The sequence below is a fragment of the Mesorhizobium sp. SARCC-RB16n genome (assembly GCF_008520305.1).
Lineage (GTDB): Bacteria > Pseudomonadota > Alphaproteobacteria > Rhizobiales > Rhizobiaceae > Mesorhizobium.
The window spans coordinates 69,548-89,513 of the sequence record NZ_ML703268.1 but is presented as its reverse complement, the minus strand read 5'-3'; the positions used below and the strand labels follow the sequence as shown (position 1 = coordinate 89,513).

Sequence of the window (19,966 nt, the reverse complement as noted above, 5' to 3'; positions counted from 1 at the left end):
GCTGGATATCAATCCGAGATTTCGGTCTGAGGCCGGTCGCGGCCGTCGGCCAGTTCCTCATGCCATTTGCCTTCGGCGTCCTCATACTGGATGCCATCGGTGGAACCTGCCACCTGTTGTTCGGCCGAAGCGATCTCTGCGGCGCGCAACGCATCCTGATGGGTGGGAAATGTCTCCGAGAAGGTTGCGCCGACCTTGTAGGCCCAGCCACCGTCATGCTCGACGATCTTGTAAGTCAGCTTCGCCATCAAAACCTCCAGTTAAAGGTCCGCCTGCTCAATGCAACCGGTCGTCGGGCAGCTTGTCGTCGGGCACCAGCACTTCCGATTCCCTGGCGGCCTCGATCAGTGCCCTGCGCGCGTCCGCTGTCGAACGATAACCTTCCAGCACTTTGAGGCAAGTGTCGAGGGCATCACGATGACGAGGTCCGCGATTGAGCGGCCACACAGTCATCAGGCACTCCGCCGCCTCCTGGGTCGAGCGGATATGGCGATATTTGCCCACATGGCCAAGCTCGACCACGACCGGCGTTTCAAACGGTTTGTTGTCCATCATCATGGCCGCAACGCAAAGCAGCCAATTTGGTTGCAAAAGTGGCCCTTGGCCTGCGCCCAAAGGTCGCGTCACCCATGGGCGCCGGTATCGGAAGATAGGCGATCAGCTCGCCGCCTTCATCCAGTGTTCCATCGTCGTCACCGAGCGGGCGAGCTGAGGCGCCGGATGGATCTTTTCGCTGAACGTGGCGGCCGCACGCCATCCCCAACGCGGATCGGCGAGGAAGGCGCGCGCCAGCGCCACCATGTCGGCGCGACCCTCGGCTATAACAGCCTCGGCCTGTTTCGGGTCGTCGATCAGGCCGACCGCACGGGTCGGAATGCCGGCGCCCTTGCGCACGGCTTCGGCCAGATGCACCTGGTATCCCGGCCCGGTAGGCAATTTCTGCAATGGCGAATTGCCCCCGCTCGAGCAGCAGAGATAGGCGATGCCTTCGGCCTTCAGCGCTTTCGCCACCTCGATCGCGTCCTCGACGTCAAAGCCGCCGTCGACCCAGTCCGTCACCGACAGCCGTGCGCCGAGCATCAGCCTTGGCGCCGCTTTCTTCACCGCCCTGGCGATTTCGACGACAAGACGCATCCGGTTTTCCAGCGAGCCGCCCCAGCGGTCCGTGCGCTGGTTGGACAGCGGCGACAGGAACTGGAAGATCAGGTAGCCATGCGCCGCGTGCAGTTCGATGAAGTCGAAGCCGGCACGTTCGGCCCGCCTGGCGGCTTCCGCGAACCGCTCGATCAGCTGCAGGATTTCCTCGTTCTCCAGGGCGTGCGGCACGTTCCAGCCGGTGTCGTAGGCGATGGCCGAGGCCGAGACGGTCTGCCAGGGATCCTCGTTTGGCCGCAATGGGCCGCCACCTTCCCAGGGCTTGCGGTTCGAGGCCTTGCGGCCGGCGTGCGCCAGCTGCGTGCCGAACTTCGTGCCGGGCGCAGCCACACGCCGGGCCGCGTCCAGCGCGCGGCGCGCGGCTGCTTCATTGTCTTCGGAATAGAGGCCGAGGCAGCCATGGCTGATGCGTCCGCGCCGCTCGACATCGGTCATCTCCACCGTCACCATGCCGGCGCCGGACATGGCCAGGTTCATCCAGTGGTAGAGATGCCAGTCGCTGGCCGAGCCGTCCTCGGCGGAATACTGGCACATCGGCGCCACGGCTATGCGGTTGGGAAAGGTGAGCCCATCGAGCGTGATCGGCTGGAAAAGCGATGTCGTCATGAAAAAACTCCGGGAGGGGAATGCGCTATTTAGGCGACGGCACCCTTCCATACCACACACGAGACGGTGAAGCGCGCTGGACCAATCGTTGGCCCGGTTGCGCCTGTGCCGGTTCGCGGCTACGCCTGCGTCCGCCAGCAAGCAACGAGGTGTCAGATGGAAGACCGCATTCGTATCCGCTCGGAAGAGGTTCTCTCCGACGACTGGGCGGTCCTGAAGAAGACCGTGCTCGACTATCGCCGGCGTGACGGTCAATGGGAGACGCAGATCCGCCAGACCTATGATCGCGGCGACGGCGCGGTGATCCTGCCCTACGACCCCGAGCGTTCGACGGTGCTGCTGGTGCGCCAGTTCCGCTATCCCGCCTATGTCACCGGCCACCGCGAGCCACTGATCGAGGCCTGCGCCGGGCTGCTGGATGAAAACGATCCGGAGACCGCCATCCGCAAGGAAGCCGAGGAAGAACTGGGTTACCGGTTGAACAAGATCGAGCGGCTGTTTTCGCCTTACATGAGCCCGGGCAGTGTCACGGAGCGGCTCTGGTTCTTCGTCGCCCGCTATTCGCCCGCCGACCGCATCTCGGCCGGTGGTGGCGCTCCGGAGGAGGGCGAGGACATCGAGGTCCTGGAAATGCCGCTCGACGAAGCGCTGGCCGGCATTGCCGACGGCCGCATTGTCGATGCCAAGACCATCATCCTGATCCAGCATCTGAAGCTGAACCCGATCTCGACTTGATCAGAGACCGAGGGATTCCAATTCAGCCTGCATGATCCAACAGTCGGGGGGTGGCTGCGTCACGATGATGTTCGGAATTAACCCGATCGATGCCTTCGACGGTGATGGCGAACGTGCCGTTTTCTGTTCTGGCTATCCAACCCTTCGCTTTCAGATACCAGAGGTGAAACTCGAGGTGCTCACGCGGACAGCCTGACATTCGTTCGAGTTCTTCGTCACCGATGCCAGGATGGTTGACGTCTTGTCGGCGTTTTACATAAAGCAGTGAGAGCACTTTGGCCTGAAAGACGGAATCTCGATCGAGGCTCTTGGTGTTGCTCGCCTCATCGGTCAGCCCGGCCCGGAGGTCCAAATGGGCCTTGTACTGAATGTCGTACTGTGCGCGCTTGACCGGATCCTTGAGCGTGTTGTGGGCCTCCAGGATATCACTGAAGCGCGACTCATCGCCGGTGACCTGGTTGTCGGGATGGTAGCGCATGGCAAAATGACGAAAAATGCGTTCTATCGTTTCCGAATTTGCATTCGGACTGATTTCCAGCATTTCGTAGAAGTCAATGAACATACTGGTCTTCCCATGCTATGTATTTTGGGCTGTCACCGCCGCACTCTCGGGGGCCAAACCCGGCGATGATCATAGAGCTGAATATTTCATGATTTGCTAATGTAAAGAACGTACAAAGGACAAGAACGGAACCTGAGCGAAAACGTAAGACCTTTGCGCTCCGCACCGCAGACTTTGGTCTGATAGCACTTTGCTCGTTAGAGGCAGCTTACCATGATCGACAAACCTTCTGAACCGCCAATCGAGCGTCGAAGTCACTTGAGAGAGGTGGTTCTGAAGGATGCGTTCATAATCACGCAGGATGGCGAAATCGGCTGCGCCGTCAGAAATCAACATGAGCACGGCGCCGAGTTGCGTGTCGCTGCGGGGGTTGAAGTGCCAGATACCTTCCGGCTGCGCGTTCCGTTGGACGGCGCGACTTATCGAGCGGAAGTGCGGTGGAGAAAAGGCGAGCGACTAGGCATCCAGATCCACGGCAATTTCTCGCTGAAGATTAGATGATAAGGGGCCAGCCTGAGTATTCGGGGGCACGCCCAGGCACCGCGTTGGAGTGGGTTTCGTGGTCCCAGCATCCCGGCCTCCTCTCTTCAATCTCGACCTTGTCGCCAATCGCTTGCCTATATATTAGCGTGAGCGCATATTATTCGGAAGCAATGGCGGGGGAGTTAGAATGTGCAGCACCTGTGATGGTACAGGGGTCGGCCGGAGGGAGTTCCTCAAGGTCGGCGCGGTGCTCGTTGCGTTCGGCCTTGGTGGGGCCACGTGGTCGGCGCGCGCGGCCCAAGGCGCGGCGACCCCGTTAAGCGCCGATGAAGCGCTCGCTGCGCTGAAATCCGGCAACGAAAGCTACGTCAGTCACCCGGAACTCTGCTCGATGGACCTTGCCGCGCAGCGAAACGCCGTCGCCGCACATCAGGCGCCCTGGGCCACGATCATCAGTTGCGCCGACAGTCGCGTTCCTCCGGAGCTGATTTTCGGCGGTCACGGCGTTGGAGAACTGTTCGTTGCCCGCAATGCCGGCAACCTCGTCGACACTGCGACGCTCGGTACGGTCGAATACGGGGCAGCGGTGCTCGGCTCACCCTTGATCGTCGTTCTGGCGCACACAAACTGCGGCGCCGTCAAGGCGGCGTGCGATGTGGTCACCAAGAACGCGACCTATCCTGGCGCGATCGGCCCGATGATCGAACCGATCCTGCCCGCGGCGATAGCAGTGCGGAGCGAAACGGGCGACTTCGTCGACAATACCGCCAAGGAAAGCGCTCGGAGGACCGCGAAGCGGCTGGCTGCCTCGAGCAAGGTGCTAACCGGTCTCATCAAGGCGGGGAAGCTGAAGATAGTCGCAGCGATCTATGATCTCCAAACGGGTTCGGTAACTTACATCGAATGACACATCCGTCATCGGGATCGAAGGCTCGGGCGGCCTCGATGCGTTGGCGTCTGACTTGGCTTGCTTTGGCGGGATTATTTTGAGCGGTTGCGCAACGGCCTGCCGACATCGACGGTGGAGCGCTATCGCGGCAGCCTTGCCGGCTGGGACTGTCGCCAGGTGAGGATGGCGGTGGAATTGGTCTCGTTTGGCGATCTGCCTCCGGCCGATCTGGCGGCGCTCAACGCTATTTCGACCCGGCTTAGGCCGACTCCCGAACAGGTCGACGGAACTATCGCGGCGGGCCGCGAGGCGGTGCGCGTCACCCGCGCCTGCGTCAGGCGTTCGGCAGGGCGCAAGAACGCGCCGGAATCGTGATGGCGGTCATCAACTGACGACCTTGCCATTGCCAATCGGAATGAGCGGCATGCGCGAAGCTTTCATCGCAATGGTCATCTTCCTGTGCTTGACGGCGGCCGCGCTCGCCAGCACGGCTGTGTGGCCAAAACTGCCGGCCAAACATCGTGACGACGACACGAACACCGTGGTTCGGCACGCCGCGAATCTGTTCGGGGTCATGACCTCGCTGATGCTGGGGCTGATGATCAATTCGGCCAAGAACACCTTTGAATCGATCGATCACAATGTCCACGCCTACGCGACCGAGTTGATCCTGCTCGACAGGACCTTACGCCAATATGGTCCGCAAACCGAAACGGTACGCCAGCCGCTGGTCGTCTATGTGCAGCGGGTGGCGGGCGATGCCTCGCCGACCAGCGAGACGCTGGTCGGCGCTAACCAGCTCTCTGAGCAGTTCCTGGCGGAAATCGGCACCCGGCTGAGTGCGCTGGCGCCGACCGACGACGCGCATGGCTTCATTGTGCAGGACGCCCGCCAGCATTTGCAGAAAGTGCTGGAATTGCGCTGGGTGCTGATCGAGCAGTCGGAGGGCACGATTCCGGTGCCCCTGATCACGCTGCTGGTTACCTGGCTGGTACTGATCTTCGCCAGCTTCGGCTTCAGGGCGCCACGTAACACGATCACCATTTCGACCTACCTAGTGTCGGCGGCTTTGGTTGCCGGAGCGATCTATCTGATCTTCGATATGGACCTGGCTTTTTCCGGCCCAATCCAGATCTCGATGGCTCCGCTGGAGAGGGCATTGTCCGAGTTACAGGAGTGATCCGCAGCCGGTGACCGCGCCGGCTAAATGACGTTGCGGCGATTCAACAGAGCAAATCCAACAACATGACCTCTATTTCGTGCCTTTGATCTGCTGCACCTCGATGGTCACAATCTTCGCGACATGGCGCTGGAGAACCGGCGCGACATCCTGGCCGACTTGATCCCGCCGAACATCAGGATTCAATTCTCTCGGGCGATGCTGCCAGCATCCAGGAAGCGGCTTATTCGCCTCAGCGAGAAGCGCCAGAGCGGCCTACCAGACGAGAAACCGGCTCGCAATGAAACCGGCGAGCGAAGCTACCGTCGCGAACAGTACCATGGCCGAAATGGAAACCGGCCATCGCCGTCGTGCCCTGCTGTCATCAAACTCTATAGCGATTTCCGGCGGCCGATTAGGCGGCAAATGCCCGGTCGTTGGAAGTTTGGCGGCGTTAACCCCTGTCACCGTGTTCACCGGCTCGGCTTCGCTATTCAGAGCCTGCAACCGATAAGCATTCAGGGTCTCGACCATCTTCTCGGTCGATAGCGGCCATCCCGCACCGGATATACTAAACTCAATCCCGGGCCTTCTGTTCAACGGCGTCTTGGCGCTAAGTTCAAAGCGAAAGCCGATCGACTTGTAGCGGTTCTGCTTCCGGACGTGAAAGCCCTGAATATCCCGCCATGCAATTTTCAACGGTCGGATGAAGCCGCCGCCGAGCACAAAGCCATCGCCGTCCAGGATCAAAGCACGCGGGCGGATGAACGTTAATGCGCCGCCCAGCGCTGACAGTCCGAAAACGACTATGCAACCCCATCCCGCAAATAAGAGCTTGACCGCGATTAGTCCTGAGCGAGATGCGGAGTCCTGGATCGCATGAGTTCCCACCCAAACGAGGGCTATGCCTCCGAGAAGATAGAAAAGGCTCTTGCCTCGCGATCCTCTGATGGTCCTAGGCTCGATTGGTTCGGTCGCGCCGATCATTGCCGCGCGCCCATTGCCAAAATGATCTTCAGCATCCCCAACCTCCCTAGTCATCGCCCGGCTGAATACTCGCGCAACCGTTGTGCCCAAGCAAGCCGGCTCCCTTTCGGGTAGTGTCTGGCTGCGCAAACGCCTATATGCTCGGCGGAAGCATAGGAATTTCTGCCATGCTTCGATCAGAGATCATGGGCTGGCATTGGGCCATAACTTGGGACAATCCTTTGCCTGCCGAGTCTTCTCGATGGCGGGTGCCCTGAAATCTAGACTCAGCTTCTGCTGCATCTGGACCTGTATTGCCTCCGCTAACAAACCTTCGCCGCGCGCGCCAACCCATCAAATCCCAGCATTGTCCACCTCGGTAAAGCAGCTCGGCTAACTGACTGGTGCGGACGACGGGAATCGAACCCGTACGATCAGAGATCGAGGGATTTTAAGTCCCTTGCGTCTACCAATTCCGCCACGTCCGCAGGCCAGCCCTTTTCAGACGCCAGACAAAGCCCGTCAAGTCGTGTTCTGCGGTGGCCGCACGCGCAACCCAAAGGAGGTGGCGTAGCGATACTGGTGCGATCGCGGAATTTTCCGCGCCGCGAGCATCGATAAATATCTGGGTGGCGGATCTGATCCGCCTAAGGCCGGCGCCTCTCAGGCCCAAACCCATCCCCCCGCCCACTTGGGGCGCCGGCCGCCCCTCTCCAGCAACCATAGCTGCAGGCGCTTTGCGCTGGCCCGCCACCTTCACCGGGCAGAATGTCGGCAAGGTCGTCGACGTCAGCATCGACGGCATCGGGGTGACGTCGCCGCGCATCAGGGAACCGATCCGCGGCGGCGAAATCATGGTCAGCGGAACGTTCAAGCCGGCGAGGTCGAGCGCATCGCCGAACGGATTTCAGCCGGCAACGCCAAGGTGGAAGTCGACGTGAAACCGGAGTAATCCGGCGATCCCTGGCAAATCCACTCTTCCTCGCTGGCCAAAACGCCGTCGGCTTGGCACAGTCGGGCAAACAGGAGTCTTTGATGGCCAGGAAGCCGCCCGCCCGCGCGACGAAACCCAAACCGTGGACCGAAATGGCGACCGATCTGGTCGATGTCGCGATGGGCCGCAAACCCGCCGATCTCGTCATCCGCAACGGGCGCTGGGTGAACGTCCATTCGGGCGAGATCATCGCCGGCACCGACATTGCCATATCAGGCGGCCGCTTCGCCTATTGCGGGCCGAATGCCAGCCATACGATCGGGCAGGGCACCAAGGTGGTCGACGCGGGCGGACGCTACCTCGTGCCCGGCCTTTGCGACGCGCACATGCATGTCGAGAGCGGCATGGTGACGGTCACCGAATTCTGTCGCGCCGTCATCCCGCACGGCACCACCTCGATGTTCATCGATCCGCACGAGATCGCCAATGTGCTGGGCCTGCCGGGCGTGCGGCTGATGCATGACGAGGCCGTGGCCATGCCCATCAACGTGCATGTGCAGATGCCGTCCTGTGTGCCTTCGGCACCGGGGCTGGAGCACGCCGGCGCCGAGTTGACGGTCGCCGATGTCGCCGAGGCGATGACCTGGGAAAACATCATCGGACTTGGCGAGGTGATGAATTTCCCCGGCGTCGCCGCCAACGATCCGGTGATGTCGGGCGAGATCGCCGCGACGGTTCGTGCAGGCAAGACGGTTGGCGGCCATTATGCCTCGCGCGATCTTGGTCTGCCGTTCCACGGCTATGTCGCCGGCGGACCCGAGGATGATCACGAGGGCACGCGCGCCGAGGACGCCATCGCCCGCGTGCGCCAAGGCATGAAGGCGATGCTCAGGTTGGGCTCGGCCTGGTATGACGTTGCCTCCCAGATCAAGGCGGTGACGGAGAGTGGCATCGATCCGCGCAATTTCATCCTGTGCACCGATGACAGCCATTCCGGTACGCTGGTGCACGAGGGACACATGGACCGGGTGGTGCGCCACGCTATCAGCCAAGGTCTGAAGCCGGTGACCGCGATCCAGATGGCAACGCTCAATACCGCCCTTCATTTCAAGCTCGAACGCGAGATCGGTTCGATCGCGCCGGGGCGGTTGGGCGACCTGCTGATCGTCTCCAATCTCACCCAGATGAGCATCGACGAGGTCTATGCGCGCGGTGTCAGGCTGGCCAAGGGTGGCAAGCTCGACATCGATATTCCGGCCTATGACTACCCGAGGACGGCGAAGAACACCGTCAAGCTCGGCAAGAAGCTGAAGGCCGGCGATTTCGACATCGCTGCCCCCAAAGGCGCCAACGAGGTGCGGGTTCGGGTGATCGGTGTCATCGAGAACCAGGCCCCCACGCGTCCGCTGGAGGCCGATCTGCCGGTCGAGGATGGACTGGTCGCCATGGATCGCCGCAACGATATATCTCAGATCGCACTGGTCGAGCGGCACAGGGGCACGGGCGGCGTCACCAATGCCTTCGTCTCCGGTTTCGGTTACATGGCCGACTGCGCCATGGCCTCCAGCGTGGCCCATGACGCCCATCACATCATCTGCGTTGGCACCAACAAGCAGGACATGGCGCTGGCCGTGAACCGGTTGGGGGAAGTCGGTGGCGGGGTCGTGCTGTTCTCCAGGGGCAAGGAACTGGCACTGGTCGAAATGCCGATCGCCGGGCTGATGTCGGACGAGCGCGCCGAGATCGTCGCGGCCAAGGCTGAGAAACTGACCGAGGCGATGCGCAAGATGGGCTGTTCCCTGAACAACGCCTACATGCAGCACTCGCTGCTGGCGCTGGTGGTCATTCCGGAGTTGAGAATTTCCGATGTCGGGCTGATCGACGTGACGACGTTCCAGAAAGTCGATCTGTTCGTCTGAAACCAGCCGTCCGCTCTTGTTTGCTTACCCGCCGGTGGCGATGGTCAGCACCTTGAACGGCGTCGTGATGATGACTTCGGCGGCGGAGCCGACGGCCTTTCCCAGGCCCTGGCCGATATTGTTGAGCTGTGCCGGGTCTTCGTCCGCGGCCAGGCCCGCCGGCGTGCGCAGCCTGTCGCCGAGCAATTGCACCAGGAACGGGTTGTCGGCGAATTTGGCGTGGTTGAGGCCGCCGTCGCCGCCTTTTGTCTTGGTCAGGTCGACGACGGCCACGCCGTAGCTGACGAGGTCGGCGGCATTGCCATAGTCGCCGACACGCGGTTTGTCGCCGGAGATAAACGAAGACAATTTGAGAGCCCGGTCGTCGCCTGAAAGCAGCACGGCGAACGGCTTGTCGGGCTTGCCGTAGCGGATCATCTGCTTCTTGAACACGTCGACGTCGATGTCCGGTGAGGCAAGGATGACATAACCCAGCTTGCCGCCGAGATCGCGGTCGCCGGTGATGGCGAGTTGGCGCAACGCCTCCATCGTCAGCCAGGTTCCCATCGAATGGGCAATGATGTCGATACTCTTGACCCGCGTCTTGGCGAGCATCCTGAGCGTTGCCTCGAGATCGTCACGGGCGGCGGTGGCACTGTCCTTGTCGTAGATATAGCCCGTCGTCTTAGCGCTCGACGCCCACGAGAACAGCACCGGCGTGCCCGGATATTTCGTGTCGTGGGCGATCTGCGTCAGCCGGTAGATGCCGTCGTCGAAACCATTGTTGAAGCCATGCACGAAAACCAGCGCACGGTCGCCGCGCATGGCGATGTCGGCGCCGACCGCCTTGGCGAATTGCGGTGCGCCTTCGTAAAGGGTGACATCCCTGGCCGTGAAATCCTTGGCCGGGTTGCTGTTGGCGGAACCCTTGGCGCGCTCGATGTTGCCGATCTGATGACTCTTGGGAACCGTGACATCGACCCGCGCGAAACTGGTGGTCGGGGAGCGGTCGCCGTCGAAGACCTGCCGTGGGTCCTTCACCGCCCTCTGGCGGGTGGTGGCGACGAATATTTCGTGGGTGGCCGCAATATCGGAAGCCGGTACGGTGATCGTCGTCTTGTTGAGCAGATCATGCGTATTGCCGGCGCAGCCAGCGACCAGCAGCGCGAACGCGACGACACCGAAACTCTTCAAGCGCAAGACCACGCGTCGGCTCCCGCATAAGGGGACGTCAAACGCATGACGTCGCACGATACTCCGATAAAGCCAGAGGCGGGCGCGGTCCAGTTCAATTCGGCCAGTAGTTCGGCGATGGTGAACAGGTACGGCGAAAACCGCGGCGCCGCATCTACTGTCCAAGCAGGCTGATGCGGTCGGTCACATCCCGGTCGCTGGCGAAACCATCGTCCTCGCGCAGCCGCTGGCCGATCATCTTCACCAGTGCCGGATTGTCTGCGAATTTCGTGTGGTTGAAGCTGTCGCTGCCTTTGATCTTGGAGAGATCGACGACCGTCACGCCGTACGAGGCAAGATCGGCGGCGTCCTTGTAATCGCCGACGCGTGGCCGCGAACCGGCGATCAGGCCGGAGAGTCTGAGGGCCCGATCATCATCCGACAACAGCAGGATGAACGGCTTGTCGGGCTTGCCATAGCGGCGCATCTGGCTCTTGAACACATCGACATCGATGTCGGGGGAGGCCAGCACCACATCGCCCAGCTTGCCGCCGAGGTCGCGATCGCCGCTGATGGCCATCTGGCGCAGCGTTTCCATTGTCACCCAGGTTCCCATCGAATGGGCGACAATGTCGATGCGCCGCGCACCCGATTGCTGCAGCATTCGCAAGGTCACTTCGAGCTGGTCACGGGCGGCACTGGCGCTTTCCTTGTCATAGACATAGTCGGTTGTCTTGGCGCCCGAGGCCCACGAGAACAGCACCGGCGTTCCCGGATAGCCGGAATCATGCACGATCTGGGTCAAGCGGTAGACGGCGTCGTCGAAGCCGGTGTTGTAGCCGTGGACGAAGACCATCACGCGGCCGCCGCGTGCCGCTATGTCGGCGCTGAGGGCGCTGGCGAATTTCGGCTGCGTGTCGTATCCGACGACTTCGGAAGCCATGAAGTACTTTGCCGGATCGTTCGACTTGCCGCGTGAGCGCCGCTCGATCTGGCCGGTTGTGTGGAGCCCGGGAACGGTGACGTTGACGCGGGCGTAGTTGAGCGTCGCCGAGCGTTGGCCGTCGAAAACCTTGTTGGGGTCGTCGGAGGGCTTGCGGGTCGTGGCAATGAAGATCGAGTGGTTGCCCGCGATTTCCGTCACCGGCGCGGACATGACCGCGCTGCCGAGCAGTTCCTCGGTTTTGCGGCCGCCGCAGCCCGCCACCAGCAGCGCAAGCGCAAGAATGCAAATCGTCTTCAAATGCACGTCAAAAATTCCACTCGAGCCCAAAAGGGCCATCCACCCTCCGCGATATCTCCCCAGCAGGCGAAGTGCGGCGGAAGTAAGTCATGTCCAGCCAAAATGCGGTCGGCGCCTCGTGACGGTTATCGCAGTGTTGCGCGAAAGCCAAAGCGGCAGGAAGGCCGCAACGTCACAGAAGGCAGGCTCCTGCATCTTGGCCGGATGTCGAATTCAGGATGCGCGGCTCGGCGCGACGCGAGACGCATGAACAAACCTTCCCAAGTGCTTGCGAGCATTTCGGGAAGGCGCCGTTGCAGGCACGGGCGGGACCGGGCAATGGTCTTGCCGGGCCGGATATGTAATAGGGTTATGTCTAACTCGCCCGCGGGCGATCCCGGGATGATCTTGTCATGACCAGCTTTTCCTCGCGCGTCGCAATCGCCGCCTCTGCGATCCGCCAGATCTTCCCGGAGACACCGCTGCAGGAAAATGACTATCTGTCCAAAAAAACAGGCGCGCGGGTGCTGTTGAAGCGCGAGGATTTGAGTCCCGTGCGGTCCTACAAGATCCGTGGCGCCTTCAACTTCTTCCGCAAGGCGCTTGGCGAAGGCAACCAGGCCGAGCTGTTTGTCTGCGCGTCCGCCGGCAACCATGCGCAGGGCTTTGCCTTCGTCTGCCGCCATTTCGGCAAGAAGGGCGTCGTGTACATGCCGGTGACGACCCCGCAGCAGAAGATCGACAAGACCAGGCTGTTCGGTGGCGACTTCGTCGAGATCAGGCTGGTCGGCGATTTTTTCGACGACTGCTACCGCGCCGCCTTCGAATTCACCGAAAGCTCCGGTGCCCATATGGTGCCGCCCTTCGACCATAAGGACATTATCGAGGGCCAGGCGACGGTGGCCTATGAGATCGCGGACCAGATGCAGGGCGCGCGCATGCCCGACATCGTCATGCTGCCCGTGGGTGGCGGCGGTCTGGCTGCCGGGGTGACGCACTATTTCGCCGATCAGGGCCGTGATGCGCGGTTCGTCTTCTGCGAGCCGGCCGGCGCGCCGAGCCTGCGCGAGAGCCTCGCGGCGGGAAAGCGGCTGAAGCTCGCCAAGGTCGACAACTTCGTCGACGGCGCGGCGGTCGCCGAGATCGGCCGCGAACCTTTGCGCTATCTCAAGGAGTTCGCGGCCGACAGCGTGCGGCTGGTCCCGGAAAACCGGCTCTGCGCGACCATGATCGAGATGCTCAACGTCGAAGGCGTGGTCCTGGAACCCGCGGGCGCGCTGGCGATCGATGCGCTGAAGGATTTTTCCAGGAAGGAAATTCGGGGCAAGACCATCGTCGCCGTCGTCTCCGGGGGTAATTTCGACTTCGAGCGGCTGCCGGATGTCAAGGAACGGGCGCTGCGCTTCGAAGGCCTGAAGAAATACTTCATCATCCGCTTCCCGCAGCGGCCGGGTGCGTTGCGCGACTTCCTCGAAATGCTGGGTCCGGACGACGATATCGCGCGCTTCGAATATCTGAAGAAATCGGCGCGCAATTTCGGCTCGGTGCTGATCGGCATCGAAACCAAGGATCGCCGCAATTTCGATCTGCTCAAGGCGAATTTCGAGGCCGAAGGCGTCCAATATCAGGACATCACCGACAATGAGACACTGGCGGGTTTCATCATATGAGCGGAAAGACCTTCATTGCCCTGTTTTCCGGCATCAATGTCGGCGGCAACCGCATCGTCAAGATGGCGGAGTTGCGCGCCTTCTTCGAGAATCTCGGCTTTTCCGATGTCTCCACCTATGTGCAGAGCGGTAATGTCGTATTCCGGGCCGACAAGGGCGACGCCATCGCGCTGACCAAACGCATCGAGGCGGCTTTCGAGACAAAATGGAGTTTCCATTCGCGCATCATGGTGCGCGATTTACAATGGTTCGAACGGCTGGTGCGCGAAAATCCCTACCCGGAAGCGGCTGCCGACCACACGAAGCTCCACGCCTATGTGCTGGAACGTGAGCCGACCGCCGATGAGGTGGCGCGGCTTGCAGAAAAGTGCACTGGGCCCGAGCGTTTCGAGGTCAAGGGCGATGTGCTCTACCTCAGCGCGCCGGACGGGCTCGGCAAATCGGTGTTTGCCAATCTCATTGGACGCGTTCTGAAGGTGCCGGGCACGGCCCGCAATTGGCGCTCGGTGCTGGCGCTGCTGGAGATGGCGCGCAAGTCCGGTAGCGATTGATCCATGCGTCTCGCCGGGAATGCGCGACAGCGACACGCATGAACGATCTACGCCGCCTCGGCGCGTTTCCAGTCGAAGGCCAGTTCCTCGCGAAACGCAAAGCGCTTGATGTGGTCGGCAACGACGCTTTCGAGACGCTCGATCGAAGCGGCCTCGTCGGTCGATACCGTGATGTGCAGCGCTGCCCCGTCGGCGTCCATGACCGTGCGGCCGAGTGAAAGGTCGATGACACCGTGATTGGGGTCGAACTCGACGGGAAACTTGTGCGCCCAATGTTTGCACAGCTGTTGCAGATAGCGGCTTGCGTGCGCCGTGGTGACATTGGCATGGCTGGTCGGCATGAACGGGTTCTCCGAAGCTGAATCTCATGACGTGGCGCCGCTCTTCAGGGCAGGCGCCATAGCCCGATAGATAGGCACAACCACGCGAAACACCATGGAGTGGCCGCCGGCCACTCGAAAAGGTGATCGATTACCAGCTTCCGGTATTCGCCATCGACGCCCACGGTTCCGCCTTGGCCTTGGCCGGGCCTTTCTGCAGAAGCTCGATGGAGATGCCGTCCGGCGACCTGATAAAGGCCATGTTGCCGTCGCGCGGCGGCCGGTTGATGGTGACGCCATTGTCCATCAGCCGCTGGCAGGTGGCGTAGATGTCGTCGACCTCGTAGGCGAGGTGGCCGAAATTCCGGCCGCCCTTGTAGTCTTCCGGATCCCAATTGTAGGTGAGTTCGACCAGCGGCGCCTTCTCGTTGATGCCGCTCTGCTCGTCTTCCGGAGCGGCGAGGAAGATCAGCGTGAAGCGGCCCTGCTCGTTTTCGTAGCGGCGAACTTCCTTCAGCCCCAGCTTGTTGCAGTAGAAATCGAGCGAGGCATCGACATCGGCGACGCGGACCATGGTGTGCAGATAGCGCATGTGTTTTCCTCGATCTGTTGGGTTGCGGCGCAACATAGGGTCGGCCCGGTCAAAGGGCAATCGTCCGGCGCCAGGCAGTGCCGGCAAAGAACAATTCCGGTATTCGCGCAATGAACCGTGAAAAAAGGCACGTCAGGTCTTGCACACACCGGAAGCCGCGGTGTTAATCTGGTGTCAAGAATCAGTTGCGGTGTTCTTGAAAAAGGGGGCATTCTTATGGGGGAAAAGGCCTCTTTGACGGGGCGGGCCGGTACCCTTGGCGACGCTTTGACGCGCGACGAAGGCGGTGATGCCGGCGACCTTGCCGAAATTGCCGGTGCCATCAAGTGGTTCGATGTGGCCAAGGGCTATGGCTTCATCCTTCCGGATGACGGTGTTTCGGGCGATATCCTCCTCCATGTGACATGTCTTCGACGGGATGGCTTCCAGACAGCCTTGGAAGGCGCGCGCGTGGTCTGTCTTGTGAAGCAGGGCGAGCGCGGGCTGCAGGCTTTCCGGGTGCTTTCCATGGATCTCACCACCGCCATCCATCCCGCGGAAATGCAGGAACAGCGCACCCATGTCTCGGTGACGCCGGAGAGCGGGCTCGAACGCGCTTTGGTCAAATGGTTCAACCGCACCAAGGGGTTTGGTTTCCTGACGCGCGGCGAGGGCACCGAAGATATTTTCGTCCATATGGAGACCTTGCGGCGCTACGGCATCACCGAGCTTCGTCCGGGGCAAGTCGTGCTTGTTCGTTTCGGCCGCGGTGACAAAGGCCTTATGGCCGCCGAAATTCACCCCGATATGGGCACCTTGCCGGTCTCGCATTAGGGCGAGCCCGACCGAGGATTTCATATGACACACAGGAACGGGCTGACGACGGGCGTGATGTGCGCTGTGGCCGCCGTCATGGTCGCCGCGGGCGCCTTCTTCTATTTCCAGGTACCAAGCGCCGCCGACGGTCAGGCAATGATCCTTCCCGTCGATCCCGTGCCGCTGGTCGCTGTGACCAAAAACGGTAAACACTCCTTCTCCATCGAGGTCGCCGATACCGAAGCCGAGCGTGAGGCCGGCCTGATGTTTCGCGAGGACATGGCCGCCGATCATGGCATGCTGTTCGTCTTCGACGAGACGCGCGACGTCAATTTCTGGATGAAAAACACGCCAATGCCGCTCGATCTGATCTTTGTCGGTCAGGACGGCAGGATCCGCGCGATCAAGCAGGGTGAGCCGCAATCCAAGGCGATCGTCTCGCCGGGCGAGCCGGTCCGCTTCGTGCTCGAACTCAAGGCCGGCACTGCCGCCAGGGACGGCATCGCGGACGGCGATCTGCTGCGCCATCCGGCGATCGGCACGGCATCCGGACCTGGCATGCCGCCGGCGGACAAGGGCGATTCTCCGAACGTCGATTCCGACTGAGCGGCGGGGACCGCCTTCCGATGCAGTTTTTCTCCCGTGACGGGTTCGATCTTGCCTACCTCGACCGCCAGCCGGCATCGGGCGAGGGCGATCCGGTGCTCATGATCCACGGCTTCGCATCGAGCCATTATGTCAACTGGGTGTCGCCCGGCTGGTTCAAGACGCTCAACGATGCCGGCTATCGGGCCATCGCCTTCGACAATCGCGGCCACGGCTCGTCATCCAAGAGTTACGACGAGGCCGATTATACGCCCGCGAAAATGGCTTCGGACGCGGCGGCCCTGCTTGACCATCTCGGCATCGAGCGGGCCCATGTCATGGGCTATTCGATGGGCGCGCGCATTGCGGCGTTCCTGGCACTGTCCGATCCGGACAAGGTGGCGACGCTGGTCTTTGGCGGCCTCGGCATCGGCATGATCGATGGGGTCGGCGATTGGGATCCGATCGCCGCCGCCCTGCTTGCCGACGATCCGGCCGCGACCACAAATCCGCGCGGGCGCGCTTTTCGCGCCTTCGCCGACCAGACCCGCAGCGACCGCCGGGCGCTTGCCGCCTGCATCGCCACGTCACGGGAATTGCTTGGTGAAGAGGATATTGCCCGCATAGCCCAACCGACGCTGATCGCCGTCGGTACCACCGACGACATTGGCGGGTCGCCGGACGAGCTTGCGGCGCTGATGCCCAACGCCAGGGCCTTCCACATCGAGGGCCGCGACCATATGCTGGCCGTCGGGGACAAGACCTTCAAGCAACGGGTGCTGGCGTTCTACGCCGAAAATCCACTCTGAGGCTCCGGTTTTTAGACGAAGCGTCTCGGATCGCGAAACTGAATTAGGTCAAGGCCTGCAGGGACCGCGCGATATTTTGTCTGGCTTGCGGTTCGAAGCGCTGCCGGAACTCCTGCGTGTGGAAGATGTGCGGTCGGGCAAGGAAGGTCTTCAGCATCGCGCTGCGGCCCGCACGCCACATCGGCTCTTCAACCCAGCCATATTCACGGCGAACCGCGCGTTCATAGGAATCGAACGCCTCAGCCGTGGCACCCAGGATCGAAAGATCCATGTCGAGAAACAGGCTGGCGTCGCGTATCGCCGCCGCGTTGTCGAGCAGCGGCACCTGGTGTGTGGCGGTGGCGAGGATCATCGCGCCGATGCGGCTCAGGCGGCCGGCATCGATGCGGCCGGCGAGCTTTTGCTCGGCAAGGGCAGCACTTTGCGCCTCGTTGTCCTTGGCCCTGCTGTCGTAGATGACGTCGTGGAACCAGATCGCCGCTTCGACGGCTTCGGGGTCGTCTAGAAGCGCTCGATAGTCGCCGGCCAGCGCCAGCATCGCTTCGATATGGGCGAGGTTGTGGTAGTGGCGATCCTCAGCGGCATAGAGCGCCTTGAGCTCGGTTTTCAGCGCGTCGTCGATCAAGGGTTCGTTTTCCATGGCTGCTTGAATTCCTGCGAACCAAATCCATTTGACACAGCACTAAGGAAAATTGAGTTCAATCGTGCTATGATCTGGCTTATATGTGCGGCCGGATAACAGGCAGACTAGCAGGACGCAGGACGAGACGTCGATGAACAGCATCAGCATATCCCGCCCCAGCGCGTTGCAGCCGGTCGACCCGATCTGGCGTTCGATCCGCGACGAAGCGATGGAAGCGGTCAATCGCGACCCGTTGCTGGCCGCGTTCCTCTATTCGACGATCCTCAACCAGGAAAGCCTGGAAGAGGCGGTCATCCATAGGATCGCGGAGCGGCTTGCCCATCAGGATATCGGCTCCGATCTCATTCGCCAGACCTTCAAGTCGATGCTCGCCGACGACACGGACTGGCCGACCACGGTGCGCGTCGACATCCAGGCCTATTATGACCGCGACCCTGCTTGCGACCGGTTCATCATGCCGGTGCTCTACTTCAAGGGCTTTCACGCCATCCAGACCCACCGGCTGGCGCATTGGCTGTGGAACCACGGCCGCAAGGATTTCGCGCTCTACCTGCAGAGCCGCTCGTCCGCGGTCTTCCAGACCGATATCAATCCGGCCGCGCGCATCGGCAAGGGCATCTTCATCGATCACGCCACCGGCCTCGTCGTCGGCGAGACGGCGGTCATCGAGGACGATGTGTCGATCCTGCACGGCGTCACGCTGGGCGGCACCGGCAAGGCCGGCGGCGACCGCCATCCCAAGATCCGCCACGGCGTGCTGATTGGCGCCGGCGCCAAAATTCTCGGCAACATCGAGGTCGGCCATTGCTCCAAGATTGCCGCCGGATCGGTGGTGCTGTCGCCTGTGCCGCACAACAAGACGGTAGCCGGCGTGCCGGCCCGCGTGGTTGGCGAGACCGGTTGCGACCAGCCTTCGCGCCAGATGGATCAGCTTCTGCCGTCGCAGAAGATGGACCACGTGATCAGTTTCGATATCTGATTTGCCGGCAGTTGCCCGGCTTGATTGCGATTTGCCCGGCGGCGCCGCCGCTTCCGGTGCAATAAGACCGGCTCGCCTTTACATCGCCATTGTCGACGTGCCAGAAGCGCCGTTCAAACGAGCAAGCCCGATGATCGGAGAAGACTGTTGAAGCCGGACGAAATCAGAAAGCTGGACGCCTATTTCAAGCGCGTCTTCCAGAACCCCAAGCTTGAAGTCAAGGCACGGCCGCGCAAGGAAGATTCGGCCGAAGTCTATGTCGGTGACGAATTCCTCGGTATCGTCTTCAAGGACGAGGACGACGGCGACTATAATTTCTCGATGGCGATCCTGGACATCGATCTGGCTTGAGCCAGCAATGCCACGGCAGGCCGCGTCGAGCACGGCCGGCCTGCTTTTCACCCTGTCAATGTCCCGTCTTGAGGATTCGCCCTGCCTCGGCCGCGATCGCCGCATCGAGCGTCTGCCAGTCGCCAAGGAATTCCCTAGGGAAGCGATAGGTAAGGCTGAGATCATTCCCGACATGGATGTCCCGCTCGCAAGGGGCAAGCGATTCGCTGGCGCTCGGACCGCTGAGGCAGCGGGCCACGAAAGGGTCCTTGCCACCGCGCTTGCCGACGACCAGCACCTCGTTCAGGTAGCCTGATTTCTCATTGAACCCGTAGACTGTCGTACCGCCAGGCCCTGGAATGCCGGGCTGGACGATCAGCGCGCTGTAGATCGGCCCGAACCGGCCACTCATATCGCGCGACATCATCTGCTGCTCGAAGGACAGGAAGATGATGTTCCTGTTGGCCCCGGCGTGATTGAAATCATCACGCGATGCCTCGCTGTAGCCGTCCATCTGGGGATAGCGCAGGTAAAGGTCGAGGCGCGGGGCGATGCCGTCGCGCCGGGCCGGCTCGAAGCGAATGAAATTGGCCGGCACGGTGATGATGTTGTTGCCGATCGCCACCTCGCGCACGGTCGCGTCGTCGGTGTATCCGGCCATGGCAATGGAACGGCCGAACCATTTGCCGCCAAGGCTGATGGCTATCGACAGCAAAGCCAGAGCCGCGAACGCGTAGAACACCCGCTTCATCAGCATGGAATCGACCACGGTGAGTTCCGGGCCGTCGTCGATCGTTGCCTCCTTCATCTCGGTCCTCGTCCCACCGCCTGCCTCGGGTGTCCCTCGACGGCACACATCGCACGGCACGGCTCTTGCTGCCGTCCTGAAACGACTGTGCGATTTCATGGT

General features: G+C 61.6%; 25 protein-coding genes and 1 tRNA gene. 14 read left to right on the top strand and 12 right to left on the bottom strand.

Features of this window, described 5'->3' with window-relative positions:
- Positions 1–8: 8 nt before the first annotated feature.
- The 3 genes from C7I87_RS15410 to C7I87_RS15400 form a co-directional block, all read right to left on the bottom strand.
- Positions 9–248, bottom strand: a complete 240-nt coding sequence (locus tag C7I87_RS15410) for a DUF2188 domain-containing protein (RefSeq protein WP_015318080.1) — start codon at positions 246–248, stop codon at positions 9–11.
- A gap of 28 nt (positions 249–276) precedes the next feature.
- A complete protein-coding gene (locus tag C7I87_RS15405; protein WP_149905012.1) occupies positions 277–555 on the bottom strand; it encodes a DUF982 domain-containing protein in 279 nt (92 codons plus the stop codon).
- Between the two features lie 102 nt (positions 556–657).
- Complete coding sequence (locus C7I87_RS15400) at positions 658–1,761, bottom strand: NADH:flavin oxidoreductase/NADH oxidase (protein WP_149905011.1); 1,104 nt, start codon at positions 1,759–1,761, stop codon at positions 658–660.
- Positions 1,762–1,917: 156 nt separating this feature from the next.
- On the opposite strand from C7I87_RS15400, the gene C7I87_RS15395 reads away from it, so the two are divergent.
- On the top strand, positions 1,918–2,496 hold the full coding sequence (locus C7I87_RS15395; RefSeq protein WP_149905010.1) for an NUDIX domain-containing protein: 579 nt from the start codon (positions 1,918–1,920) through the stop codon (positions 2,494–2,496).
- Positions 2,497–2,518: 22 nt separating this feature from the next.
- Here the strand turns inward: C7I87_RS15395 and C7I87_RS15390 are convergent, their stop codons facing one another.
- On the bottom strand, positions 2,519–3,058 hold the full coding sequence (locus tag C7I87_RS15390) for a J domain-containing protein (RefSeq protein ID WP_149905009.1): 540 nt from the start codon (positions 3,056–3,058) through the stop codon (positions 2,519–2,521).
- 213 nt (positions 3,059–3,271) lie between these two features.
- Here C7I87_RS15390 and C7I87_RS15385 point away from each other — a divergent pair, with 213 nt between their 5' ends.
- The 4 genes from C7I87_RS15385 (at position 3,272) to C7I87_RS15370 (ending at position 5,610) form a co-directional block, all read left to right on the top strand.
- Positions 3,272–3,559: a PilZ domain-containing protein gene (locus tag C7I87_RS15385; protein ID WP_149905008.1), complete on the top strand. Its 288-nt coding sequence runs from the start codon at positions 3,272–3,274 to the stop codon at positions 3,557–3,559.
- Between the two features lie 169 nt (positions 3,560–3,728).
- Positions 3,729–4,448, top strand: a complete 720-nt coding sequence (locus tag C7I87_RS15380) for a carbonic anhydrase (RefSeq protein WP_149905007.1) — start codon at positions 3,729–3,731, stop codon at positions 4,446–4,448.
- A 60-nt stretch (positions 4,449–4,508) separates the two neighbouring features.
- Positions 4,509–4,805 (top strand): hypothetical protein, encoded by a 297-nt coding sequence (locus tag C7I87_RS15375; protein WP_149905006.1) that lies wholly within the window; start codon positions 4,509–4,511, stop codon positions 4,803–4,805.
- A 49-nt stretch (positions 4,806–4,854) separates the two neighbouring features.
- Positions 4,855–5,610, top strand: coding sequence for a bestrophin-like domain (locus tag C7I87_RS15370; protein WP_149905005.1), 756 nt, complete (start codon positions 4,855–4,857; stop codon positions 5,608–5,610).
- 255 nt (positions 5,611–5,865) lie between these two features.
- Here the strand turns inward: C7I87_RS15370 and C7I87_RS15360 are convergent, their stop codons facing one another.
- Together C7I87_RS15360 and C7I87_RS15355 are read right to left on the bottom strand one after the other, a co-directional pair.
- On the bottom strand, positions 5,866–6,666 hold the full coding sequence (locus tag C7I87_RS15360) for a hypothetical protein (protein WP_149905004.1): 801 nt from the start codon (positions 6,664–6,666) through the stop codon (positions 5,866–5,868).
- A 291-nt stretch (positions 6,667–6,957) separates the two neighbouring features.
- Positions 6,958–7,043, bottom strand: a tRNA-Leu gene (locus C7I87_RS15355).
- A 249-nt stretch (positions 7,044–7,292) separates the two neighbouring features.
- On the opposite strand from C7I87_RS15355, the gene C7I87_RS15350 reads away from it, so the two are divergent.
- Complete coding sequence (locus tag C7I87_RS15350; RefSeq protein ID WP_149905003.1) at positions 7,293–7,496, top strand: hypothetical protein; 204 nt, start codon at positions 7,293–7,295, stop codon at positions 7,494–7,496.
- Positions 7,497–7,590: 94 nt separating this feature from the next.
- Entirely contained in the window at positions 7,591–9,408 is a 1,818-nt protein-coding gene (gene ade / locus C7I87_RS15345) for an adenine deaminase (protein WP_149905002.1), read from the top strand.
- Positions 9,409–9,432: 24 nt separating this feature from the next.
- On the opposite strand, the gene C7I87_RS15340 is transcribed toward ade, so the two are convergent.
- Positions 9,433–10,593, bottom strand: a complete 1,161-nt coding sequence (locus tag C7I87_RS15340) for an alpha/beta hydrolase (protein WP_149905001.1) — start codon at positions 10,591–10,593, stop codon at positions 9,433–9,435.
- A gap of 142 nt (positions 10,594–10,735) precedes the next feature.
- Positions 10,736–11,842, bottom strand: a complete 1,107-nt coding sequence (locus tag C7I87_RS15335) for an alpha/beta hydrolase (protein WP_188393853.1) — start codon at positions 11,840–11,842, stop codon at positions 10,736–10,738.
- 353 nt (positions 11,843–12,195) lie between these two features.
- Between C7I87_RS15335 and ilvA the strand changes: the two genes are divergently transcribed.
- Positions 12,196–13,452 carry a threonine ammonia-lyase IlvA gene (ilvA, locus tag C7I87_RS15330; RefSeq protein ID WP_149904999.1) on the top strand — a complete coding sequence of 419 codons (1,257 nt, stop codon included), beginning with the start codon at positions 12,196–12,198 and terminating at the stop codon, positions 13,450–13,452.
- A complete protein-coding gene (locus C7I87_RS15325; protein ID WP_149904998.1) occupies positions 13,449–14,003 on the top strand; it encodes a DUF1697 domain-containing protein in 555 nt (184 codons plus the stop codon). The genes ilvA and C7I87_RS15325 overlap by 4 nt, the downstream gene beginning before the upstream one ends.
- Positions 14,004–14,050: 47 nt before the next feature.
- Here the strand turns inward: C7I87_RS15325 and C7I87_RS15320 are convergent, their stop codons facing one another.
- Positions 14,051–14,344, bottom strand: coding sequence for a DUF2218 domain-containing protein (locus tag C7I87_RS15320; RefSeq protein ID WP_127869427.1), 294 nt, complete (start codon positions 14,342–14,344; stop codon positions 14,051–14,053).
- Positions 14,345–14,474: 130 nt separating this feature from the next.
- On the bottom strand, positions 14,475–14,915 hold the full coding sequence (gene gloA / locus C7I87_RS15315) for a lactoylglutathione lyase (RefSeq protein WP_149904997.1): 441 nt from the start codon (positions 14,913–14,915) through the stop codon (positions 14,475–14,477).
- 216 nt (positions 14,916–15,131) lie between these two features.
- On the opposite strand from gloA, the gene C7I87_RS15310 reads away from it, so the two are divergent.
- Genes C7I87_RS15310 through C7I87_RS15300 form a run of 3 tightly spaced genes read left to right on the top strand, consistent with a single transcriptional unit; the run spans position 15,132 to position 17,104 of the window.
- Positions 15,132–15,728 (top strand): cold-shock protein, encoded by a 597-nt coding sequence (locus tag C7I87_RS15310; protein ID WP_149905213.1) that lies wholly within the window; start codon positions 15,132–15,134, stop codon positions 15,726–15,728.
- Positions 15,729–15,752: 24 nt separating this feature from the next.
- Positions 15,753–16,316 (top strand): DUF192 domain-containing protein, encoded by a 564-nt coding sequence (locus tag C7I87_RS15305; protein ID WP_149904996.1) that lies wholly within the window; start codon positions 15,753–15,755, stop codon positions 16,314–16,316.
- Between the two features lie 20 nt (positions 16,317–16,336).
- Positions 16,337–17,104: an alpha/beta fold hydrolase gene (locus tag C7I87_RS15300; protein WP_149904995.1), complete on the top strand. Its 768-nt coding sequence runs from the start codon at positions 16,337–16,339 to the stop codon at positions 17,102–17,104.
- A gap of 43 nt (positions 17,105–17,147) precedes the next feature.
- On the opposite strand, the gene C7I87_RS15295 is transcribed toward C7I87_RS15300, so the two are convergent.
- Positions 17,148–17,744 carry an HD domain-containing protein gene (locus C7I87_RS15295; RefSeq protein WP_149904994.1) on the bottom strand — a complete coding sequence of 199 codons (597 nt, stop codon included), beginning with the start codon at positions 17,742–17,744 and terminating at the stop codon, positions 17,148–17,150.
- Between the two features lie 133 nt (positions 17,745–17,877).
- Here C7I87_RS15295 and cysE point away from each other — a divergent pair, with 133 nt between their 5' ends.
- Positions 17,878–18,726 (top strand): serine O-acetyltransferase, encoded by an 849-nt coding sequence (gene cysE / locus C7I87_RS15290; protein ID WP_149904993.1) that lies wholly within the window; start codon positions 17,878–17,880, stop codon positions 18,724–18,726.
- 147 nt (positions 18,727–18,873) lie between these two features.
- Complete coding sequence (locus tag C7I87_RS15285; protein WP_006200852.1) at positions 18,874–19,077, top strand: DUF3126 family protein; 204 nt, start codon at positions 18,874–18,876, stop codon at positions 19,075–19,077.
- A 55-nt stretch (positions 19,078–19,132) separates the two neighbouring features.
- Here the strand turns inward: C7I87_RS15285 and C7I87_RS15280 are convergent, their stop codons facing one another.
- On the bottom strand, positions 19,133–19,864 hold the full coding sequence (locus C7I87_RS15280) for a hypothetical protein (RefSeq protein ID WP_149904992.1): 732 nt from the start codon (positions 19,862–19,864) through the stop codon (positions 19,133–19,135).
- Between the last annotated feature and the right edge of the window lie 102 nt (positions 19,865–19,966).